Origin of the sequence: Trueperella sp. LYQ141 (assembly GCF_046599555.1) — a bacterium.
In the GTDB taxonomy this organism is placed as follows: domain Bacteria; phylum Actinomycetota; class Actinomycetes; order Actinomycetales; family Actinomycetaceae; genus Trueperella.
The window spans coordinates 1-19,786 of sequence record NZ_JBKIWQ010000001.1 but is presented as its reverse complement, the minus strand read 5'-3'; the positions used below and the strand labels follow the sequence as shown (position 1 = coordinate 19,786).

Annotated in this window: 24 protein-coding genes; 10 read left to right on the top strand and 14 right to left on the bottom strand. The window is 53.1% G+C overall.

The features are described 5' to 3' along the window. Window positions 1-32: 32 nt before the first annotated feature. Window positions 33-422 (bottom strand): hypothetical protein, encoded by a 390-nt coding sequence (locus ACLHIJ_RS00120; RefSeq protein WP_411297340.1) that lies wholly within the window; start codon window positions 420-422, stop codon window positions 33-35. A gap of 1,091 nt (window positions 423-1,513) precedes the next feature. On the opposite strand from ACLHIJ_RS00120, the gene ACLHIJ_RS00115 reads away from it, so the two are divergent. The 3 genes from ACLHIJ_RS00115 (at window position 1,514) to ACLHIJ_RS00105 (ending at window position 3,340) form a co-directional block, all read left to right on the top strand. Next, a complete protein-coding gene (locus ACLHIJ_RS00115) occupies window positions 1,514-1,636 on the top strand; it encodes a hypothetical protein (RefSeq protein ID WP_411298163.1) in 123 nt (40 codons plus the stop codon). 1,128 nt (window positions 1,637-2,764) lie between these two features. After that, on the top strand, window positions 2,765-2,890 hold the full coding sequence (locus ACLHIJ_RS00110) for a hypothetical protein (RefSeq protein ID WP_411298162.1): 126 nt from the start codon (window positions 2,765-2,767) through the stop codon (window positions 2,888-2,890). Between the two features lie 252 nt (window positions 2,891-3,142). Further along, complete coding sequence (locus ACLHIJ_RS00105) at window positions 3,143-3,340, top strand: helix-turn-helix transcriptional regulator (protein ID WP_411297342.1); 198 nt, start codon at window positions 3,143-3,145, stop codon at window positions 3,338-3,340. 367 nt (window positions 3,341-3,707) lie between these two features. Here ACLHIJ_RS00105 and ACLHIJ_RS00100 read toward each other — a convergent pair whose 3' ends face one another. From ACLHIJ_RS00100 to ACLHIJ_RS00065, 8 genes are all read right to left on the bottom strand, one after another. Then, window positions 3,708-4,337: a hypothetical protein gene (locus ACLHIJ_RS00100; RefSeq protein ID WP_411298161.1), complete on the bottom strand. Its 630-nt coding sequence runs from the start codon at window positions 4,335-4,337 to the stop codon at window positions 3,708-3,710. Window positions 4,338-4,349: 12 nt separating this feature from the next. Then, the gene (locus tag ACLHIJ_RS00095) at window positions 4,350-4,514 is read right to left on the bottom strand and encodes a hypothetical protein (protein WP_411297345.1); all 165 of its coding nucleotides are present in this window, start codon (window positions 4,512-4,514) and stop codon (window positions 4,350-4,352) included. A gap of 19 nt (window positions 4,515-4,533) precedes the next feature. Beyond that, window positions 4,534-5,898 carry a DEAD/DEAH box helicase gene (locus ACLHIJ_RS00090; protein WP_411298160.1) on the bottom strand — a complete coding sequence of 455 codons (1,365 nt, stop codon included), beginning with the start codon at window positions 5,896-5,898 and terminating at the stop codon, window positions 4,534-4,536. Next, entirely contained in the window at window positions 5,895-6,563 is a 669-nt protein-coding gene (locus tag ACLHIJ_RS00085) for a VRR-NUC domain-containing protein (RefSeq protein WP_411297347.1), read from the bottom strand. Before ACLHIJ_RS00085 ends, ACLHIJ_RS00090 begins: the two co-directional genes overlap by 4 nt. Beyond that, window positions 6,556-9,027, bottom strand: a complete 2,472-nt coding sequence (locus ACLHIJ_RS00080) for a phage/plasmid primase, P4 family (protein ID WP_411298159.1) — start codon at window positions 9,025-9,027, stop codon at window positions 6,556-6,558. The genes ACLHIJ_RS00085 and ACLHIJ_RS00080 overlap by 8 nt, the downstream gene beginning before the upstream one ends. A 126-nt stretch (window positions 9,028-9,153) precedes the next feature. Beyond that, window positions 9,154-9,738 carry a hypothetical protein gene (locus ACLHIJ_RS00075; RefSeq protein WP_411297349.1) on the bottom strand — a complete coding sequence of 195 codons (585 nt, stop codon included), beginning with the start codon at window positions 9,736-9,738 and terminating at the stop codon, window positions 9,154-9,156. 30 nt (window positions 9,739-9,768) lie between these two features. Next, window positions 9,769-10,608: a hypothetical protein gene (locus ACLHIJ_RS00070; RefSeq protein ID WP_411298158.1), complete on the bottom strand. Its 840-nt coding sequence runs from the start codon at window positions 10,606-10,608 to the stop codon at window positions 9,769-9,771. Further along, window positions 10,605-10,964 carry a hypothetical protein gene (locus ACLHIJ_RS00065; RefSeq protein ID WP_411298157.1) on the bottom strand — a complete coding sequence of 120 codons (360 nt, stop codon included), beginning with the start codon at window positions 10,962-10,964 and terminating at the stop codon, window positions 10,605-10,607. The genes ACLHIJ_RS00070 and ACLHIJ_RS00065 overlap by 4 nt, the downstream gene beginning before the upstream one ends. Window positions 10,965-11,168: 204 nt before the next feature. Here ACLHIJ_RS00065 and ACLHIJ_RS00060 point away from each other — a divergent pair, with 204 nt between their 5' ends. Continuing rightward, window positions 11,169-11,375 carry a hypothetical protein gene (locus ACLHIJ_RS00060; protein ID WP_411298156.1) on the top strand — a complete coding sequence of 69 codons (207 nt, stop codon included), beginning with the start codon at window positions 11,169-11,171 and terminating at the stop codon, window positions 11,373-11,375. 48 nt (window positions 11,376-11,423) lie between these two features. Here the strand turns inward: ACLHIJ_RS00060 and ACLHIJ_RS00055 are convergent, their stop codons facing one another. Genes ACLHIJ_RS00055 through ACLHIJ_RS00045 form a run of 3 tightly spaced genes read right to left on the bottom strand, consistent with a single transcriptional unit; the run spans window position 11,424 to window position 12,191 of the window. Next, a complete protein-coding gene (locus tag ACLHIJ_RS00055) occupies window positions 11,424-11,699 on the bottom strand; it encodes a helix-turn-helix domain-containing protein (RefSeq protein WP_411297354.1) in 276 nt (91 codons plus the stop codon). A gap of 58 nt (window positions 11,700-11,757) precedes the next feature. After that, complete coding sequence (locus tag ACLHIJ_RS00050; protein WP_411298155.1) at window positions 11,758-11,967, bottom strand: hypothetical protein; 210 nt, start codon at window positions 11,965-11,967, stop codon at window positions 11,758-11,760. Window positions 11,968-12,011: 44 nt separating this feature from the next. After that, entirely contained in the window at window positions 12,012-12,191 is a 180-nt protein-coding gene (locus ACLHIJ_RS00045; protein WP_411298154.1) for a helix-turn-helix transcriptional regulator, read from the bottom strand. A 233-nt stretch (window positions 12,192-12,424) separates the two neighbouring features. On the opposite strand from ACLHIJ_RS00045, the gene ACLHIJ_RS00040 reads away from it, so the two are divergent. From ACLHIJ_RS00040 to ACLHIJ_RS00015, 6 genes are all read left to right on the top strand, one after another. Beyond that, window positions 12,425-12,934 carry a helix-turn-helix domain-containing protein gene (locus ACLHIJ_RS00040; RefSeq protein WP_411298153.1) on the top strand — a complete coding sequence of 170 codons (510 nt, stop codon included), beginning with the start codon at window positions 12,425-12,427 and terminating at the stop codon, window positions 12,932-12,934. A 156-nt stretch (window positions 12,935-13,090) separates the two neighbouring features. Continuing rightward, entirely contained in the window at window positions 13,091-13,684 is a 594-nt protein-coding gene (locus ACLHIJ_RS00035) for a hypothetical protein (RefSeq protein ID WP_411298152.1), read from the top strand. Between the two features lie 171 nt (window positions 13,685-13,855). Further along, window positions 13,856-14,272: an ImmA/IrrE family metallo-endopeptidase gene (locus tag ACLHIJ_RS00030; RefSeq protein WP_411298151.1), complete on the top strand. Its 417-nt coding sequence runs from the start codon at window positions 13,856-13,858 to the stop codon at window positions 14,270-14,272. Window positions 14,273-14,742: 470 nt separating this feature from the next. After that, the gene (locus ACLHIJ_RS00025; RefSeq protein WP_411298150.1) at window positions 14,743-15,621 is read left to right on the top strand and encodes a DNA-processing protein DprA; all 879 of its coding nucleotides are present in this window, start codon (window positions 14,743-14,745) and stop codon (window positions 15,619-15,621) included. A 13-nt stretch (window positions 15,622-15,634) separates the two neighbouring features. Beyond that, window positions 15,635-16,432 carry a hypothetical protein gene (locus tag ACLHIJ_RS00020; RefSeq protein WP_411298149.1) on the top strand — a complete coding sequence of 266 codons (798 nt, stop codon included), beginning with the start codon at window positions 15,635-15,637 and terminating at the stop codon, window positions 16,430-16,432. A 1,016-nt stretch (window positions 16,433-17,448) separates the two neighbouring features. Further along, window positions 17,449-17,610 (top strand): hypothetical protein, encoded by a 162-nt coding sequence (locus ACLHIJ_RS00015; protein WP_411297361.1) that lies wholly within the window; start codon window positions 17,449-17,451, stop codon window positions 17,608-17,610. A gap of 224 nt (window positions 17,611-17,834) precedes the next feature. Here the strand turns inward: ACLHIJ_RS00015 and ACLHIJ_RS00010 are convergent, their stop codons facing one another. Together ACLHIJ_RS00010 and ACLHIJ_RS00005 are read right to left on the bottom strand one after the other, a co-directional pair. Continuing rightward, window positions 17,835-18,101, bottom strand: a complete 267-nt coding sequence (locus tag ACLHIJ_RS00010) for a helix-turn-helix domain-containing protein (RefSeq protein ID WP_411298379.1) — start codon at window positions 18,099-18,101, stop codon at window positions 17,835-17,837. A gap of 136 nt (window positions 18,102-18,237) precedes the next feature. After that, window positions 18,238-19,341 carry a tyrosine-type recombinase/integrase gene (locus ACLHIJ_RS00005; RefSeq protein WP_411298148.1) on the bottom strand — a complete coding sequence of 368 codons (1,104 nt, stop codon included), beginning with the start codon at window positions 19,339-19,341 and terminating at the stop codon, window positions 18,238-18,240. Between the last annotated feature and the right edge of the window lie 445 nt (window positions 19,342-19,786).

The following is a 19,786-nucleotide window of genomic DNA, read 5'->3' as shown; positions in this document are numbered from 1 at the left end:
TCACAACGCCAAGCCTCTGCCTGGCACTGCTTCTACCAGGCGATATACGGCCTACCAGTTACACATATATAACGCCCAGAATCAGGCGGATAAATCTCAATATTGCGCCCATCACGCACCACCCGCCCCGAACCAGGGGTAAGAGGCAAGAAAATATGCAGCCCATCACCCGAGGGCGAATATTCCACCAAAACCGCACACGCTCGCACCTCGTCCAACACCTCACCAGCCCACGAGGCAAGCCGGCCATCAACAAAACAATGATCTAAATCAATACAGCCAATACCCTCACCCAGTACCCAGCCTTTACGAGGCAGGTGGCGAACCTGCTCATACGAAGTCCACGTGCCAGGATCCCGGGTAGAAGCCGGACAACCATCAAGCTGGTAGGGGCGTTTTGTTATTCTGCCGTTACGTTGCATAGGTTTCCATGTCACCCAGCGCGACGATTTAACCATAACGGGCGGTACCACATGGGTTTTCGTTTGCCGGTTGCCCATGACTCGGCATGAAGTTGAGCAGTACTTCACGTTCGCGCGCTTACCACTGACGTCAACACCGCAATTCTGGCAGGATCTCACATCTCTAATAATAGCAGTGTTTACGGTTAATTACTGCAATAAAGCCAATATGTCTAACAGTAAACAGGTGGCAAGACGCGTAGGCGCCTTAGAAACAATTAAAAACAGCCACCCCAATAAAAGCCGGAAAAGGGCGAGAAAGGCAGTCAGAATCAAAAATAAGACGTCTCGTGGTACGTTCCACGTTAGACCTTCGTGTAAAAATCCGTCTATGCGGCGTGGCCTCCCAGCCCACCCTCGGCGGGGTCCTCCCCCTACCTACCCGGGAGGAGCGGGGATATTTTTTTAAAAATTTTTCTCGCACCAATCGCGCGATGTTTTTGGCACTATCCACGCAATAGGTTTCGGTCCAAGGATAACATCTTTTGTGCCCCTGCGTGAGTTACATCCCCGGTGGGCTGGACGTAGGAGTCCGCGTATTTTTCCGCCTCGTGCGATGGGATGAACGTGATCGGCTGTGAATGATCTGGCTGATCGCCAGTTGGCGGTGAAGTCTATGGGTTGTCCGCAGATCCAGCAGGGCTGGTTTTCGCGTTGTGCTTTGCGTCGTAAGGCGTTCGATAGGTCGGCATACAGGCGGCTAGGTGGGCGTTTACGTGCTGCCATATCTCCTCCTTAGCAGGGACTGGGGCAGTGTTTGTGCGGGCGGGGTCTGAATGCTACGGGTTTGGCTGTGATTTGTGCGCTAGGTGTTCGTGGTTTTATTTGGCGTTTGGAACGTTGTTGTGTTGTGTTCGTGTGTGTCTGCTGTTGTTCTTGCGTGCTTATGCCAGGGGTGAGGTTAGGGGTAGGCGTGGTGGTTTGCGGTAGGGGTTTTATTGGGTGCGGGTGTGGTTTAAGCGGGGCGGGTGTGTTTTACTGCATAGGGGTTTTATGGTTGTTTTACGCCAAATAGTTAGACATTTACCGTCTTTTATGTTCAGAATGCGGGTATGACGAAGGAAGGAGGTGAAAAGATGTTAGGTGAGATTGCATTGCTGGTGACAGCAATTGCAACAGTAGTCGAAGCCACGATCAAAGTCCTCGACTACCGCCGCAACAAGCGGGATAAATAATATTCCCAGCCAGATCCCCGCCTTCGGGCGGGAAACCTGGTCGGCTTCAATCTAACCTAACATCAAGAAAATAATCAAGTACTCACAGCGATTATGTAGTGCTAATCACATGCGATCTCTCCCTGTTCTAGGCGGAATAGCTAGACATTTACCGCCGTTCATGTGTAGAATATAGATATGACGATGAAAGGAGGTGAAAAGATGGGCGAGTTTGGAAGTCTCATTGGAGGCTTAGCCGCGGTGGCAACGTTAGTATTCGAAATCTGGCGCTACCACCGCGACCAAAAGAGGGATAGATAGGCCCTCGCGCCACCTTCCCGCCTTCGGGCGGGAAGCTCTGGCACTTCCAAAGTTAGCCTAATACGGAGAAGCAAATCAAGCACTCGCACTGGTTGTGTAGCATAAATCACATAGTATCTGCCTTTATTTTACACCAAACAGCTAGACATTTACCGCCGTTTGTGTGTAGAATAGAGTTACAACGAAGAAAGGAGGTGAAAAAGATGTTAGGTGAAATCGGAGCCCTGATCTCAGGGATCGCCGCAGTGGTAACGCTAGCCTTCGAAATCTGGCGCTACCACCGCGACCAAAAGGGTGATAGATAAAATCTCCCAACCGGGACCCCGCCTTCGGGCGGGGAAACCTGGTTAGCTCCAATCTAACCTAACGAAATCGCTATGCACAAGTACGCTGCAGAAATCATTATTTATGGCGGCTTTATCATTAGCCTGCTCCCCCTTCCAGGGTGGTTCAAGTTCGCATTCGGACTAGGGGCTTGCGCCTATGTGACATACGCATGGGTCAGTGAACTACGCCGATGCAAGAAGAACAAGAACAACTAAATAAATGACCGTTTCCCCGCCGCTTTGGCGGGGATTCGGCTATTTTTGATCGGACAGATTGACTTGCTAACAACAGGGATCACCACGGCAGTAAACCGCGTGCTTCACATCTGGATTTACTACCACGGCAAAAACGGGATAAATAATTATCCAATGTCAATCTAACCTGGCACCAGAGCCTGTTCAAGCGCTCACACTTCCTATGTGGTGCATATCACATGTAATTTACCTATGTTCTACACTGAACAGCTAGACAAGTCCCGCCGTTCATGTGTAGAATGTAGGTATGACGAAGAAAGGAGGTGAAAAGATGATCGGACAGATTGGAGCCCTCATCGGAGGGCTAGCCGCAGCGGCAAACCTATTCTTCCAGATGTGGATTTACCGCCGCGAGCAAAAGCGAGATAAGTAATTATCTCAACCAGATCCCCGCCTTCGGGCGGGGAAACCTGGTTATCTCCAATCTAACCGACATGAAGACTATGCGCAACTACGCAACATACATCATCGTTTTCGGCATGTTCCTGCTACAGGTATTACACGCCCCGGATTGGCTTAAGTTCGGATTCGGACTAGCCGCCTGTATCTACGTGGCATATCTATGGGTCAGCGAACTACGCCGATACAAAAAGAATACACAACACCACCCCTAAGGAGGACAATCATGGCACGCAAAGAACCGTTGAAGTTTCTTTCCCTATCCGAAGCCGCTATCTATCTCGGACTATCCCCTAACACGTTCCGGTCCTACTCGCACAAGAAAATGCTTCCAGAGCCCGATGCGTTCATCGGTGACGTGCGTGGATGGAGCGAGGAAACCCTAGATATTTGGCAGGCGAACCGACCACGAGCCAACAAGTAAAAAAGCTCACAATAAACTCGTGGCGGGGTGTGCGTTGATCGGACGCTACCCCGCCACGGGCTTATGAAAGGAACCCCCTGAGGTGACCACGCTCAAGGATTTGACACCATGCGAGAAACCAGACAACCAGATGCTTCTTTTATGGAAAAAGGGCGCACGAAACGCCCACAAGCGTGACACTACCAGAATTGATGTCAGTATGCAACTATTCGACACGCCCAAAACCTTCAACACCACAAACCCGAACCGTAAGACCACCACACCACCTAACAGCCCCAATAAGCCACCTATACGCCCCACAGACGAAGTTTCACACCACTTCCGCTACCCCCATACCAAAAACACCACTAACAGGCTCACAGGAGCATTAGCGGGCTTTTATCACATCCGCCAGCCACACCCGCCCATCCGGCTGGGTCTTTACCTGCCCTCTCTGAATCCGCTTACGCAACGCCGCACGACTCACACCCGCAACAGCACACGCCTGACCACGAGACACCCACACCCGCGCACCAGCCAACCGCCACACCACCGCCACCCGCACCTGCTCTGTTGTCCCGTAATAATCACAACCACGACACACAAGACCACCATTCGCGTGATACTCCAACCGCTCCGAAAGACAAATCGGACACGTATGAGCCGACACCACCGGCTCCAACACCGCCCGCCACGCCCGATAGATCCGGTCAAGATCTTCCACCATCCGCCCATAATCAGGAAACGTCTTACGCGCCACATCTAGACGGCTAGCAATCCACCCAGCCGCACGACCATCCCCAAACTGCCAGCCCAACGCCACCGCATACGCCCGGATAAGCCCCAACTGCTCCGCCAAGCGCTCGCGGCTCATCACGCTACATTCCACGGGTGAAACGCTCTGCCGGATAGCCACAGCAGGCTGGCTAACACTCTGGCTAGCAGTTTTCATGACCATTTCTGGCTCCCATTCGTCGAGTCTGGCGCAGACGAGTTCAAACGGGGTCGTGTTGTCCATTACGGGCCTCCTTTACTGGTCGTGGTTGGGCATGAAGCCGATGGTGCGCGGGGTTGGATCAGTCTCAGCGAGGACCGTATCGGTGTAGGTATCTCCTGGGACGGGCGGGCTATCAAAATCCGGTTCGGGTTTGGGGTGTCCGAGGCTGAGCGTGACGGTCAAGCGTATATTCCACATGTGTATGTCCCTCCGCTGCTCACAGGTGGGTTTTCACTGCGTCAATCAACGCGGACTGGGTGAGATCCTTGCGCTTGAGGGCTGCCAGGATTTGTTCGTCAATCGTCCCAGCAGCTACCAGGTGGGTGATGGTGACGGGCTGGGTTTGTCCTTGCCGGTATAGGCGGGCGTTGGTCTGCTGATAAAGCTCAAGGGACCATGGGAGGGAAAACCAGATGAGAATATGCCCACCAGCCTGGAGGTTCAGGCCGTGCCCCGCAGAAGCTGGGTGGATCAGACCGAGTGGGATACGCCCGGCGTTCCACTCCTCAATGTCTTTGGCTGTGGTGATCGTTCTCGCGTGGAATCGGCGGCTGATCCGGTCTAGGTCGTGTTGGAACCAGTAGGCGACAAGAACGGGGTGACCGTTCGCGGCTTCGATCAGATCTTCGAGGGCGGCGAGTTTTGCGCTGTGGGTTTCGAGGTATTCGCGTGAGGGCCGACTTGGATTGTCGAGGTAGAGGGCTCCGGAGGCGAGCTGGGTGAGTTTGCCGGCAAGCACAGCAGCGTTAGCCGCGTCGATTATTTCACCCTCGATCGTGGCGATGAGGTTCTTTTTGAGTTCGTTATAGAGGCGGGTTTGTTTGTCGGTGAGATAGACAGGCTGGCTGGTGGTGGTCAGGGCTGGCAGGTGGAGGTGGTCGGCGGCGCGCATGGAGATCGTCATATCGGAAATCGCCTCATAGATCTGTTGTTCCGCATCGGGTTTGAGTTCGTAGCGGGTGAATGTCATGTTGCCGTACCTGTGGGCGGTGAAGTATTTAGCACGGTAGTGGCTGATGTGTTTGCCGAGACGTTGGCCTTGGTCGAGGATTCGGTATTGGGCGAATAGGTCCATCATGCCGTTGGGGCTGGGTGTGCCGGTCAGTCCGATAATCCGTGTGATGTACGGGCGGGCGCGTAGCAGGGCGCGGACTCGTTTGGAGGCATGGTTTTTGAAGCTGGAGAGTTCGTCGATGATGACGGTGTCGAACGGCCAGTGCCGGCCGGTCTGTGCGTAGTGGTCGATGAGCCAGGGGATGTTTTCACGGTTGATAATCACTAGCTGACTGTCGGCGGTGAGGGCTTGGAGGCGTTGGGTTGGGCTGCCGGTGGCGAGGGTGTAGGTCAAATGCTGGGTGTGGTCCCATTTCGCAATTTCGCTCGGCCAGGTGGTATTCGCAACCCGTAGGGGCGCGATGATGAGGGCCCGCTGAGTTTGTTTAGTGGCGATGAGGTGGGTGAGGGCGGTGAGGGTGATGACGGTTTTGCCTAGCCCCATGTCGAGGAAGATCGCGGCCTGTGGGTGGGTGAGGATGTGGCGGGTAGCGGCGGTCTGGTAGTCGTGGGGCGTGTAGACAGTCATTGTTGTTCCTCAAGTGTTGTGACGAGTTGTGTGATGTGTTCGGGCTGGTCGATGAGGTAGACGGGATAGCCGAGGGTGTTGAGCTGGTGGTGTCGGTGGGTTTGGATGGGGGTGGTTTTTTTGCCGCTGGTTTTGATTTCAGCGAAGACAACCCGCCCGCTGGGGGTGAGGATGATCCGGTCGGGTACGCCGACTAGGCCGGGGCTGACGAATTTCCAGCACAGCCAGCCGTGGGTGTGGCAGGCGGTAGCGAGGAGTTTTTCGAGGGTTTTTTCTGAGTGTTTTCTGGCCATGCCTGATCCCGTTTTCGTGGCTGGTTTTTGTTGAGTCAGTACACAGTACAGAAATTTTTTACTTAGTTCCCCTATACGTATATACGTATATATATTTTCTCGTATAGCGTGTATGTATATATTTTCTGTACTTCTGTACTGTAAAGTAATAAAAGTATTGTGTTTACTGGGAAAAGTGCCAGTACAGATTGCCTTAAAATTCTGTACTTTATTTGTACTAATCGGCTTATCTGTACTGTAAAAACGCCCGTTAGTTTTACTTTCAATATATTTAGTTTTATTTTCAACACGCTTAGTACGGTTTTTTAGTACAGAAAATACAGATTTTTGATGCGGCAAAGTACATTTCTGTGCTCCGTTTTTCTTACCCATCGAGGGCCTCCTCCAGCTCGTTCGACTCCACTTGCAAACCGACGTAGTAACGCACACTGTTCGACACACAGCTTTCAATCCCGCGCCGTTTTAACCGCCGCCCGAAACTGGCCTTGCTTATCGCGTCATACCCGTTGCGGGTACACCACCGCTCATAGACGCTGTAGACGCGGGATACCGGCACTTGAAACAGATCCCGATTCTTAATGCAGATGGTGCATTTTTCGTCGATGAACATCTGTACGTTGTCTTGCTCGACCTCGTAGGTTTTCGTTGCGACCCTGACCGCCGCTGGTTCTTCCATGCCGTGCTGGAGATAGTCCCACGCGCCATCAATCAGCCAATACAAAATCCCTGGAGCTTCCTTGAGGAGTTTTTCTTCCAAATGCGGGTCGCGCTGGTTTTCAGGGACAACATTGTTAAATGGGACTTTCTTGACTCTGCGCCAGAACGCACTGCCGCCTGTTGCTACTTCTGGTTCGTAGTTGGAGATCATGACGATGGTGTGGGTGGGGGTGAAGGTGAAGAAGTCTTGTCGCATGAACCTGGCGGAGATTAGATCCGAGCCGGTTAATAGTTTGACTCTGGCTTCGGCGAAGTGCTGTCCTTCTTCGGTTTCGGATGTGACGGCGAGGCGGACGCCTGAGAGGGCGGCGATGTCGGCGGGGTGCCGGTTTTCTGCTCCTTTGGTGAACATGGTGGATTGGACGGTGGTGGAATAGCCGTCTGTTCCTGTTCCGAGAATGTGCTGGATAGTGTTAAGCAGGGTTGATTTACCGTTAGCTCCAGCTCCGTTGAAGAAGGCAAAGATTTGTTCTTTGACTTTCCCGATTAACGCCATGCCGAGGAATCGTTGGACGTAGGTGACCAGTTCGGGGTTTCCGGCGAATGTTTGGGCGAGGAATGCGTCCCATTGTGTGATGGGTACGGTGGAGTCGGGTGTGACGGTGGTGGAGCGTAGGCAGAGGATGTTGGGGTCTGGTGGGGCGAGCTGGCCGGTTTTCAGGTCGATAGCACCACCGGGGGTGTTAAGGATGTAGGGGTCGGCGTCGAAACGTGTGAGTGGCGTGTAGATTCCTGGCATGGTGGAGGCGAGGGCGACGGTGGCGTCTATTCCGGTTTTGGATAGGGAGCGGCGGCGGTGTGCCTGGTCTGGTTTGTCATCTTGTGGGAGGTTGCGGGCGAGGGTTCGGGCGGCTTCGATGGCGGTGGCGTTTTTGTGGTCGCGTTTCCATTGTGTTCCGGTCCAGTACACCCATGAGCTGGTTTCGGGTATGTAGCGTAGCTGGTTGCGGTAGGTGTCGGCGAAGCGGATGGCGTTGCCGTCATCGGTGCGGGTGTACGTATCAGGCTCGTCTATTGTTAGGGCGGGCATGCCGCTAGGCGTGCTATCTGCCTGCTGGCTGGTGGCGTGTTGGTTGATCCAAGTATCCAGGCCGGTGGTGTCGCGTGGGTGTTCGCCGGGTTTTCCGTACCCGTCACGGGCTAAGGTTTTAGCGGCCGCATGCACATCCCCGCCGTGATTTAACTGTGCGTATGCGCCGAATTTCGTGTACGGGGTTTCCGGCTCGAAAACAGTAGAAGTAGTGAAAACGTAGAGTCTGTCCCTGTCGGTAGCACGGCCGGTGGTGGCTGATGTGCCCTCAGTTTTCCCTGGCCGGCACCAATAGGTTGTGGTGCCGCGAATAAATGCTTTCGTCCAGCCGTGTGGGGTGAGGATGTCTTCCCAGCTAGTTTTACTCTCGTAATCGTCTCCTGGGCGGACGCCGCCAATCATAGGACCGGTAGAACAGGCAGGCATGTTTGGGCTGGGTTCGGCAGGCTGGTGGAGGGTGCGCAGCAGGTCAGTAAACGTTTCGTATTCGTCGAGGGTGATGTGTGCGGCCTTATCTATATGGTTGGTGATGGCCTGCCAGGGTTTACCAGAAGCGTGGAAGCGTCCTGGGGTGGGGGCGATAACGGAGTATCCGCCTTCCCCGCGGGTCTCTGCCACCACTTTCCGTTTCCCACCGGTCACAACCTGGGCGAGTTTCGTATTCCCTGGTAACTCCTGACCGTCTTCCAGGTCAACATGCACGTACCAGTGGTAGCCGCCAGAAGGGGACTGCTCGAACGCGCCGCCTGTGATCTTGTCCCATAGGGGGCCGAGTCCGCTGTCGCGGGCGATTGCTTCCAGGTCGGTCAACCGATCAGCCCCGGCAGCCTCCAACTCGACCATGACCAGGTTGTTTGATACTTTTCCGCATACGACGGCAAGCCCGTAAGTATCGCTCTGGAACCATTGCGTGACTTGTTGGAGGCTGGCTGGCTGGTGTTGGTATTGTTTCCAGGGGAAAGCGGGGCGTTTGTCGCCTTTTGTTGGCGTGTGGGGCAGGATGGGGATGACACTGATTCCCTGCCGTGCAGCCTGTAGAGCAACGTCTAGGACGTGTGTGGCGGTCGCGGTAATAGCGAGTGTTGTCATTAGTCCCTCTCCTTGGTGATCGCAATATTGTTTTATTGACCTGTGTTTTTGTGCTTCATCTAGGGCTTGCACCTAGCTGTGTCCCTGACGGTATGAAGCCACCCGCATACATGCGCGGGTTAGGGGTTAGTTGGTGATGTTGTCGCGGATTGTTTGGATCGCGCTTGGTTGCATGCCGGTGGTTTTAGCAATGCTCGCGTTGTCTAGGCCGGCGCGGATTAACGCGGGAATGTCATAGCCCTGTCCTGCCGGGGCTACCGGCTCGGTTGGTGTGGGGGTTTCGTCGAGTCCGGCACTGTCCAGATTCGCGCGCACGTCGATCCGGTATTCGAATTCTTTTGCTGGTTGCAGGCGGGGATTCTTCTCGCTGGGTACTTCGCGGACGAATGTGGCGGTGAACATGTTGCCGGGTGCTAGCGCGGTGTTTGCGTCTGTGCCGCACCGGCGTAACGCGGTTTTTAACGCGGTTTTTTGTGATCCCCATAGTTTGATCCACACTGCTATCCGGTTCTGCCCGCCGGTATCGAGCTCGATACGGATTTGTTTTTTGGGTTCGCCACTGTTCCAATAGTCTGGTTTCCCGGACTCGTAGTCGATGGCTTGGCGGATGTCTGCTGCGATGATCCGGCCGGTGTAAGTGTCGCCGATGTGGTCGAATTTTGCGCTGGGAACACTGTCGGCTAGTTCGGCGTTGAAATCGAATTCGCTCATTTTATTTTTCTCTCTTTCTCTTACTTGTTTTTATGGCGTTAGCAACGTGTTGAGGTTGGTTGGATAGTCGGGGTATCGGGGGCAGTCGTAACAGTTAGCGTCTCTGGGTAGGCTGGTGATCCATGTGTCGCGTGCGGCGGTTCCGGCGTGTTTTTCGATCATGGTCAGGCTGGTATAGATACTGTTTGCTCGCTCTAGAGCCGCATGGGCGATCTGTTCGTCGTATTCGACGGTCCACCAGTACCCGTCGTTGAGGGTCATCCGGTTCCTGGGCATGAAGTAGACGGCGACGTGTGAGGTTGGGTATCCGGCCATGTTCCAGCCGCGTGCATACAGGTGTGCTTGGACTTGGTAGCGCATAGAGGGCTGGCCGGTGGCTTTCACCTTGCGTAGTGTCGTATCCCCCACGATCTTCCAATCGACCGTCATCCCACAGGTGCCAGGGCCGCGCATGTGTGTCCGATACAGGTCGGTAGAGCCGGTGATGGGCTGGCCGCCGATTTTGCCGACGGTGACTTTCTGTTCGGTGAAGAATTCGGGTGTGTCCACGCCGTCTTCTTGTGGCGGGTTGGCGTGGTTATAGGCGTTGAATATTCGTTCGAGTTTTTCGTGTACGGCGGTGCCGATGAATGGTAGCCAGGGGGTGTCGTGGCCGTGTTTGGTCCAGCCGGCGAGGCGTGCGGCGAGGCAGTGGTCGCATTCCATGCCGATTTCGGATGGTCCGATCATGGTTTGTAGGGATCGTGGCTGGTTGGCGATGGCGTGTTCGATGATGGAGGTGATGTAGCCGTGGCTGGCTTTCCCGTCATCGGGGTGTGGTTCGGCTCCTGGCGTGTGGGGTATCCGGTAGATTCGCGTGTTCAGGCTCATCGCAGGCTCACTACGGGCTTGTCGGAGGGTTTCAGATATGTGTCGAGGTCGGCCGGTGAGAGGTGTTTGCGGACGTCACTGGTGGAGATTTGCGGCTTGTACAGGTAGGGGTAGGTGGTGACGGGGTAGTCTTTAGCGATCTTGGTGGTGTCAAGGCGGCGTGGGTGGGTGACGGTGATTTTGACGTTTCCGACGTGTCCGCCTTGTGGCAGGAGGGCTGCGAGGGTGTTTTTGTGTTCGGTGATTTCGTTGTTGATTGTGTTTGCCATGTCGGTGAGGTGGAGGATCCGTTGGACGTGGTAGGCGGGGTCGTCGTCTTGCGGGGCAGCCAGGATGGTGGTGGTTGTCGTGTTCATTGTGTTTCCTTACGTGGTTGTGTTGAGGGAGTTTTTCGGGTTTATAAGAAGTGATGGGAGGGTTGATGGCGGCCATTTATTCGGACCAACCGCACGGATGAGGACGTTTTTTAGATCCACACCGTTGAGGGCTCGGATAAAGAGTGGGTTTTTTTCTTGTGGGTCTGGTTCGGGTTGGGGTTCGGTGTCCCATTGGATGAGGTAGTGGTTTGGCCGGTGGACGATTTGGGGCGGGCAGGCGAGTTGGCGACGGTTCTCAGCCAGGTCACGCACAATACACAGGAGGTGGTTAGCGAGCCGCATTTGTGGGCTGTGCGCGTAGTGTCTCCCTTTGGGTGTGGCGTTCACGGTGGTGGTGAAGATCCGCCTGGCGGGGATCGTCCTGTTGCTGGTCGTGGTCGTAGCGGATGAGCTGGTAGATGGCATAGGTGATTCCGATCGTGTAGACGGTGAGGGCGGTTAGAGGTTTAGGTAGGTCGATGAGCGCCCAGCAGGCCGCGATGAGAGCCACGGTCGCTCGAAACTGGTAGCGGTATTTGCTCGGTCGATGACGGTTTGGCCGGTGTCGATGTGACGGTTGATGAAGGCTTGTAGGCTTTCGGGAGTGATGAGCCTGCGGCCGCCGATTTTCACTGTTTCGAGCTGGTCGGACCATGCGTACCTGTAGATCGTGTTCGGGGTGGTTTTCAGGATTTTGGCTGCTTCTTTGATGGTTAACAGCGGTTCGATGGTCATGGGGTTTCCTTGGAGTGCGTAAAAAGTAAGTGGTTTTCGTGGTCATGGGGTTGTCCTGTTAGTTCCAGGCGGGGTCAAGTGGTTCGGGTGTGTGCTCTTCAAAAAGTTCAGAGAGCTTGTCGTGGGCTTCTTCCCAGGCGTTCAGTTCGTGTTTGGCTCGGATTGAGCCTTGTGCACGGCGGTCCTGGGCAACATCACGAGTGGTCTCGATCTTGTAATCCAGCCAGTCCATGTATTCGACGAGAATCCGTCCGTATTCACTGTCCATAAAAAACTCCTTCAATAGTTCTTGTTCTCGTACACGGTGAACAATTACGGCAAAAAAAGAGTCTCGATCGGAACATCTAGAACTTTGCAAATGTTCCGTGCTGTGCTGAGTTTGGTACGTGAACGCCTACCAGTTAGAAGGTGGCCAATGAGGCTCTTTGAACACCCTACGCGAAACGCTATATCGCCGTATGAATAGTCTTTATAGGCGAGCAGTCTACGCATGGAATCTGGGCTACTTAGCTTCACCGTGTAGGTGTAATCGGTTCTCAAAATAGCCCCCTTTCATATGTTTTTCGTTCATGCACACAACAAACAGTATACATGTTTGTATACTCTGTCAACTCTATTTTTTGGCTTGTTTACTGCGCGTCGAAAAATTACATGTTAGTAATTTGTATACGCCACGTATACTTGTTTCGTTGAATTAATGATGTGCTGATAGGAAGACTTCCGCCATGACTACAATGCCAGAACCGTGGCGAACATGGGCTATCCAGGTTCGACTTTCGTCGTACCATAAAATAGCCGACGCAGCAGAACTTTCTAGCGCTACCATCTACAAAGCAATTAACGGGAAAACGGACACTGTGAAGCCTGAGACGCTTGCTGGGCTAGCTAAAGCGTTACGCCGTTCAGAAAGCGAAATCGCAGAAGCATTAGGCATTGCTGCTCAAACAACTTCCCCTTATTCTCCTCCTCCAGAGGCTGATTTTCTGGATACTCGTGAGCGTAAAGCGGTGGACGAGTTTATCCGCGTGATTGTGCGGGCACGGAATGCGGGAACCACTGCCGAGTCTGGGTCGGTACGACTCACCCCCGTACCAGAGGCTATGCCGGAGTCTGGTAGTGGTGGTGATTTGTTGGATTCTTTGCCGATTGTGGATTCTGCGTATGATCCGTTGCGGCATGCGGCGATGTTTCCTGAGCCGTATGAGCAGGAGGAAGAGTATTGGGATGGCTGCTAGAATAGGTGATGGTAGCAGCAGGTGAAATAGACTGCAGGGCACCGACTCGGAGGGGGCGTGCGACAAATTGTTGGCATGTCCCTCTTGTATTAGACGGTTCGCCGCTTTTCTTTCTTTTTGGTTTACGGGGGGGGTGGATCGGTTAATATGTGGGATATGAGCACAAAACGTTTTCCTCGCATTCTCACCACCGCGCTCCTTGCTTTCCCCTTGCTTGCTGGCTGTGCTAGTCATGAGCCGGTTGACCGTAGCGAGCTTATACACAAGGTCGGAGATACGCTTGAATTTCCCTCCGCACTCGTCACAGTTGAAAGCGTAGAACGCGACGAGGAATATAATGACTATACGGCAGTCATGCACTGGAGGCCTCTTTCACCTACGGATCGTGATGTGCATTTAGGCCCAGAAGGCATGCACGTGGAGGCCTATGATATGGCCGGCAAGAAAATGCACAGGAACTCGGTTTATCCAGAGCTGAGGAAAGTGTTTTACGAGAGAGAACCTAAATACGATCCTCGCGACTGGGAAGAAGCTTTCAAGGTTGGCGATGAGCCTGTTGCGCTTCTTATTTTCACTGAGGGCAACACTATTTATTATGTCAGCCCTAGGGGTTCGGAGATTTCTGCAGGGCTATTTAGTCAGATTGTCTCGGAGAAGATAGCGAATGAGCTTCCTGGTAGGGTGTTCACGTTTGGCAGGTCGTATGATCCGGATGAGGATAGTGATTACGAGCCCGCCCCCTCACGCTAGCTATTTTTGTGATCTGCGTCTCGGGCGGGTTGTGGGTTTTCCTGGAAAATCAACACCCGCCCCATTTTCTTCCTCCTGTGGAAAGAATTTTTTAATGAGCCCGCCTTTACACTAATACATATACGAACAAACGTTCGAACAACGGTGTGAGGAAAGGCAGGACAACCAACAATGAGCATGACAATCAACGACCTCATCTCCACCATCCACGCCCTCCACCTCCACCTCGTCCTCACACACCCACAACCAGGCCAACCCGCCGGATACTACGACCACACCACCCACACCATCTACCTAGCCCACACCCCGCAATCCACCGCACTGCGCTGCACCCTCGCCCACGAACTCGCACACGCCTACAGGTGCGACCACGGACACCAAACCCCCAGCGTGGAACACCTATGCGACCAAACCGCCGCCCGCATGCTCATCGACGAAAACGACTACGCCACAGCAGAACACCTATACGCCGGAAACCCCTGGGCAATCGCCGACGAACTCGGCGTCACCACCCGACTCCTCATCGCCTATCAAACCTGGCTAACCCAAAACCCACCACACACCCCATTAAGCGACACCAGCTACTAGATACTTGATCTTCTTTTTGCAAATCAGCTAAGATTTTGCATATCAGCCCTTTTGGCCGTTGACATCCCCACTTATAAGGGGAACGCCGATGACCAAAAAGGCTTTTATATTGACGTGTGGTAGCCTATCGGTAGGTGCCTAAGCCCCGGCCTCAGGTCGTATAGCCGGCACCCGCTGGGCTAGGCCACAGGTCTGTTACTCAGCATGTTTTGAATAATTTAGCGCCGCCTCTAGGACTCCCTAGGGGCGGTTGCCGTATGTACTGATAGGCATGCCTGTTGGTGCGCGGATCACGACCAGGGTTGAGGCGATATAAAAACTGGCCCCGGTCATGTTGTGCATGCAGTGCAGAGGCCAGGCCGGGGAACTGTTGACATTATTATACAAAACCGCTATCGCAGGTTAAAACGTGTAGGTGACGGTGATAGGATCAGATAGTAGGAATGTGTCTGTGAAGTGGGGGTGTGGAGATGGTTGTTTCGCCTGAACTTGCAACCCTTGTTGCCCTGTTACGTTATGGGTCGTACCGTAGGGAACAAATGTCGTTACGCCAACGCCTTATCGAGGGTGAATCCCCCGCTGAAATCCTTGCCGACGAACCTAACCCGCAAGAACTCCTACAGAAAGCCCATGATGATATTGACCAGTGGATTACCGCTGGAGAACAGCCCATATCCTGGTGCGATGAGGAATACCCGCAACAGTTACGCGAAGTGCATGACTTCCCGCCAGTGATCTTCACACGCGGCACACGTGTCCCTTACGATCACGGGCTATGCGTTGTCGGATCACGCAATGCAGGACCACGCGCTATCAATGCTGCCCGTGACCTGGCACGGATTATTGTTGATAAAGGATGGACTGTGGTCAGCGGTCTAGCAAAAGGCGTTGACACGGCGGCTCACCGTGAAGCCTTGGAGTGTGGAGGGCGGACCGTCGCTGTTATCGGTAATGGTATCGACCTGTATTACCCCGCCCAGAATAGGGCTTTGCAAGAGACGATTGAGAATCGTGGCCTGGTTGTGTCCCAGTTCTGGCCTGGTTCTAGTCCGACTCGGTATTCCTTTCCTATGCGTAATGCGGTGATGTCGGCTTATGGGAGTGCCACTATTATTGTTGAGGCTTCTGAGAGTTCTGGGACTCGGCATCAAGCCCGCCAGGCGGCGGCTCATAGTCGGCCATTGGTAGTGTCACGATCGGTGTATGAGGGGACGACGTGGGCGCGTAAGCTTGTGGATAGTCCGCACGTGTTGGCGGCGGTAGCAACCAGCGCCGTGGAAGCAGTCGATAAAGCTATAGGTATGGTTGAGTTTACTTTCTCGCCTCCTGCTTTGGCTGCCTTGCTATAAGAGTGGTGTTCTGATGGCGGGTGATAGTGAGAATAGTGAGCTTTTACAGCTTATCGGCTATCACGTGCGTAATATTCAACGCGACTGGCCTGGTAGCGAGTTTGCTTTATTTCCACGCCAGAATGTGTGTCATGTTTGTTGTGGTTCGGTTGAGGCTATCTATTCGACGTGTTATGCGTGCAATAAGCGTGAGCGAGTTTTCGGTGGCGAGTTAGCGGATATTGTTGTGCCGTTAAGTTATGCGGTTCGTGCACATCCGGTACTGCAACAGTTTTATTTTGATTTGCATAATTATAAATCGGCGCGTTGTGATACTAGGGCGTTGATTCACCTTACGGTGTTAGCTCATCTTTTTCGGGTTCGTCATCTTGCCTGTTTAGAAAACCGTATTGGGTTACCTGTTAAGCATGTGATTGCGGTGCCGTCTGGGAGAAATCGGCCTGACCATCCTCTTGTGAATATTGCGCAGCGTTTTGCTTCAGAGGGTTCTGGCGTGTCGTTTGTTCCGGCTTGTTTTGTCGGTCAGCCGCGCACGGGTAGGGCTCAGGATACTAGCCCGGATGATTTCAGGATTGATGAAGCTTTGTCTGGGCATGTGATGATTGTTGAGGATACGTGGGTTCAGGGGCATAATGCGCAGGGTCTGGCTGTTCAGGCGCGGCGTGCGGGTGCGGAAAAGGTGAGTGTTGTGGTGCTTGCCCGCTTGTTAGATTATCGGTATCCGCCTACGAAAGAGTTGGTGGATACGTGGGCGGATGATAAGCATTTTGACCCGTATTTGTGTCCTGTTACCGGGGAGCGTCATAGCTAGACATGAAATGGCCCCGGCCATTTGTGCTTGAGTCAGAGGCCTGGCCGGGGGTCTGATAGTCCTATGATAGCAGTTTTCGTCATTTTTTGACGGTTTTTGCGGTGAGGGTTGTTGTTTTTGGTGTTCGCACCAGTGATTTTATTTTTGCGCGTTTTGTTCTGATTGTGGCGCTTTACACCGCATATAATTAGTACATTTTGGTAAATATCGGTAATATTATATTAGAGCGAGGGGATAGCAAAAAGACCTCCTCCCAGAGAAAACCGGAAGGAGGTCATAATGACAAGATATGAAATCTTAAGCTTAATCGTTCAAGTCGCTGGAATCCTACTAGCACTAGCAACCAGCAAGCGGAACAATAAGGACGATTAAATATCATCAAAGCGGAGGGCGTCCATCAAGATGGGCGCTCTTCCGCGCACTATTCTACCCCACCTAAAACGTGCCAAGCAAGGAATGCACCTATGTCTATCGCCCAAATCATCAGCACACCTCTACAAGATCTTGCCCTACTGATCGCCGCCTTCTCTCTTATCCAGTATCTACGCGGCGCATACACACCCCTTAAAACTAATCGAATACATCTCCTATGCGGGATTGTTATTATTGCAGCCCTGCTAGTAACCACGGTTGGCTACACGTCTATTATTTGCGGCGTAGGAGTGAGTGCTTTCAGCAGTATTAGCCTTGCTATGCAGTTCTATCGAGAACATTAGAAGTTAAACATGCCCCTGCTCTTTGCCAGTTTTTATGCGTTTTATTCGGCTTGTGGTGTATTGCACTTTTATCAACATGCACAATACTCCCTATCGGGAGTATAATTGTTAGTGTAAGAAAGGAGGTGAAATGATGAACAACCTAGGAGAAATCCTCACCGGGCTAGGGGCAATCATTACAGGGATTGCAAACCTTATAACCGCCCTTCGCGCCGGCAAGGACAAAGAGAAGTAACCAAACTTCTCAGCTAGGCCCTCACCGTGAGGGTCTAGCCTCCCTAGGATAATATCATAAACACCATGACACCTAAAGAAACACTATTCGCAAGCCTCCTCATCATCCTCCTAGCCGTATGCACCATCACCCAGCTAGACGGAGCACCTCAAATCATGGCAGGCACCGGAATCCTCCTCGCCGCCATCGCCATCCTCATCGCCACCATCAAAGGACACCACAAATGATCCACTATCTATCCAGCAGCGAAGCAGCCGAACACCTCGGCATCACACGAGGCACATTCCGCTCCTACACCAAAAAAGGCCTCACACCGCCACCCGACGCCACCATCGGTCAAGCCCAAGGCTGGCTACCCGAAACACTCGACACATGGAACGCCAACCGGCCAGGACGAGGAGCACGCACCGACCTGAAACCACAACAAAACTAAACTAGAGGGTCTGTATATTCAGCAAGGAATAAGCGGGAAAGTTTCCTTTACAGGCCTCACGTCAAAATGAACTTCGCAACCCACCGCCTCAGCATACTCTCGGATCTGATCTAAACGAGGGTGCAGCTCAAGATTCTCAATCCTCGAAATAAGCGACTGGCTCACCCCTAGCTTTTCAGCTATCTCTTCCTGGTTGAGACACTTATTTTTGCGTTCTTGCACGAGTTTACGGACAAGATCTTGGTTGCGGTGATTTTGCGCAACACGACGCCGAATACTTCGCATCCGTTCCCTAGTAAATCGCATTTTTACACTCCTCCTATCTACGAAACCCGCAAAACAGAGCGCTTTATCGCTTGTCGTTAACAGTTGTGCATCGAACAGGACCATCGTGCACCGTAATAATCATGACGTTAGCCACTTACTTGCCCATTCGTGCGCTTAGCTCTGCGTCCCGCGCACGTGCTGAATGCTGATAGATCAGCACAGTATCAACCGTGGAATGTCCTGCCCGTGCCATCAGATCCGCCAATGTTGCGCCTGCCTGGCCAAACAACGTCAATCCCGAATGACGCAGATCATGAAAACGTGCCTTTGGCAGCCCAGCACGCTCACACGCCCTATGCAACGCGTAGCGCAATACCCGATCCGACACAAACTCCTCCCTGTCATAGTTATGCGGAGCAAACAGCAACGCCTCATCACCAGGAGCACAAAACAAATCCAAATGATCTTTAACAATCCGTGCCGCTACTTTTGGCAGGCTCACCATACGGCGCCCTGCCTCGCTTTTTGGCGGGCCAACCACCGTGCGCCCGGACACGTCACGCTTGGTTGTGCGCTCGATCTTGATCCATTTTCCGTCCTCGCTGACGTGTTTGCGCTGTAGTGCGCCAACCTCGCCAGAGCGCATACATCCCCAGCCTGCTAGCGCGATAGCGGCTCTGAAACGCGGCTCTGCTACTTCAACGAGCGCTAACAAGTCTGTATGGGTGTAGGTGACTTGTTTTTCTGGTGGGCGTTTCATTTTCTTGTATATGCCGTCAGGCATGGTGGGTAGTGTTTCGATGTGGTCGGTACGTTGGGCGGCGCGTAGGAGTGAGCTGAGGGTTCGCAAAGACGCGGAGAATACGGCTTTGGTGCTGGTGGCGCGCAGGTGGTCGGCGAATTCGTTGACTGCTGTGGTGTCGATAGCGTGTAGTGGGGTGTCTGGTCCGAAGAATGGCAGGATGTGGGCGCGCACGTAGGAGCGGTAGGAGCGGTATGTTCCTGGCGAGTAGTCGCTGTTGTTGATTTGTTCAAGCCATTTGTTTGTCCAGTCGTGTAGGGTGATTTGTTTTCGTTCTAGGCGTTTGGGGTCTTCCCATGTTCCGTCGAGGATGGTGGCGTGGATTCGGGCGAGGTCGTGGCGTACTTGGCTGACGCGGTCTCGTGTTGGCGTGTAGTAGGTTTTGCCTTTGTGCTTGTAGCGGCCGTGGGGTCGGCGGTCTGGTTTTTGGACGACGTTTCCGAATGTTGATCGCATGTTGGTGTGTCTTTCTGGTGGTCTTTTGGTGTCTGTTTGTGCCTCACTTATTTTTCTTTTGCGGGGCAACTTGCCACGCTTTTTGCCCCTTTTATCGGGTTAGTGTAGTGAGTTCTGATTTAATTCAAATTTTTCTTTTATTAGCTTTTTCTTTTCCCTTTTTTCCTATTTTTCTTCGCGTTTCCTATCTGCCTATCGTCTTTATCAGCTTTTATCAGCCTTTATTGGACTCTAAAGCTGCCTCACTTTTTCGCTTCGATGACACTTCGACGATACCTCATTTCCACCGCACAACTGGGGTATAAATAGGGTCATTCACGCACCTTTTGTCGGCTTTTTCCGTCAGGCTCGACCTAACACCCTGATTAGCACTTTTTGGCTTAATAGCAACGAAAAACCCCCCTCAGGATTCCCTGAGAGGGGCTCATTCGCGGTGGAGGAGGGA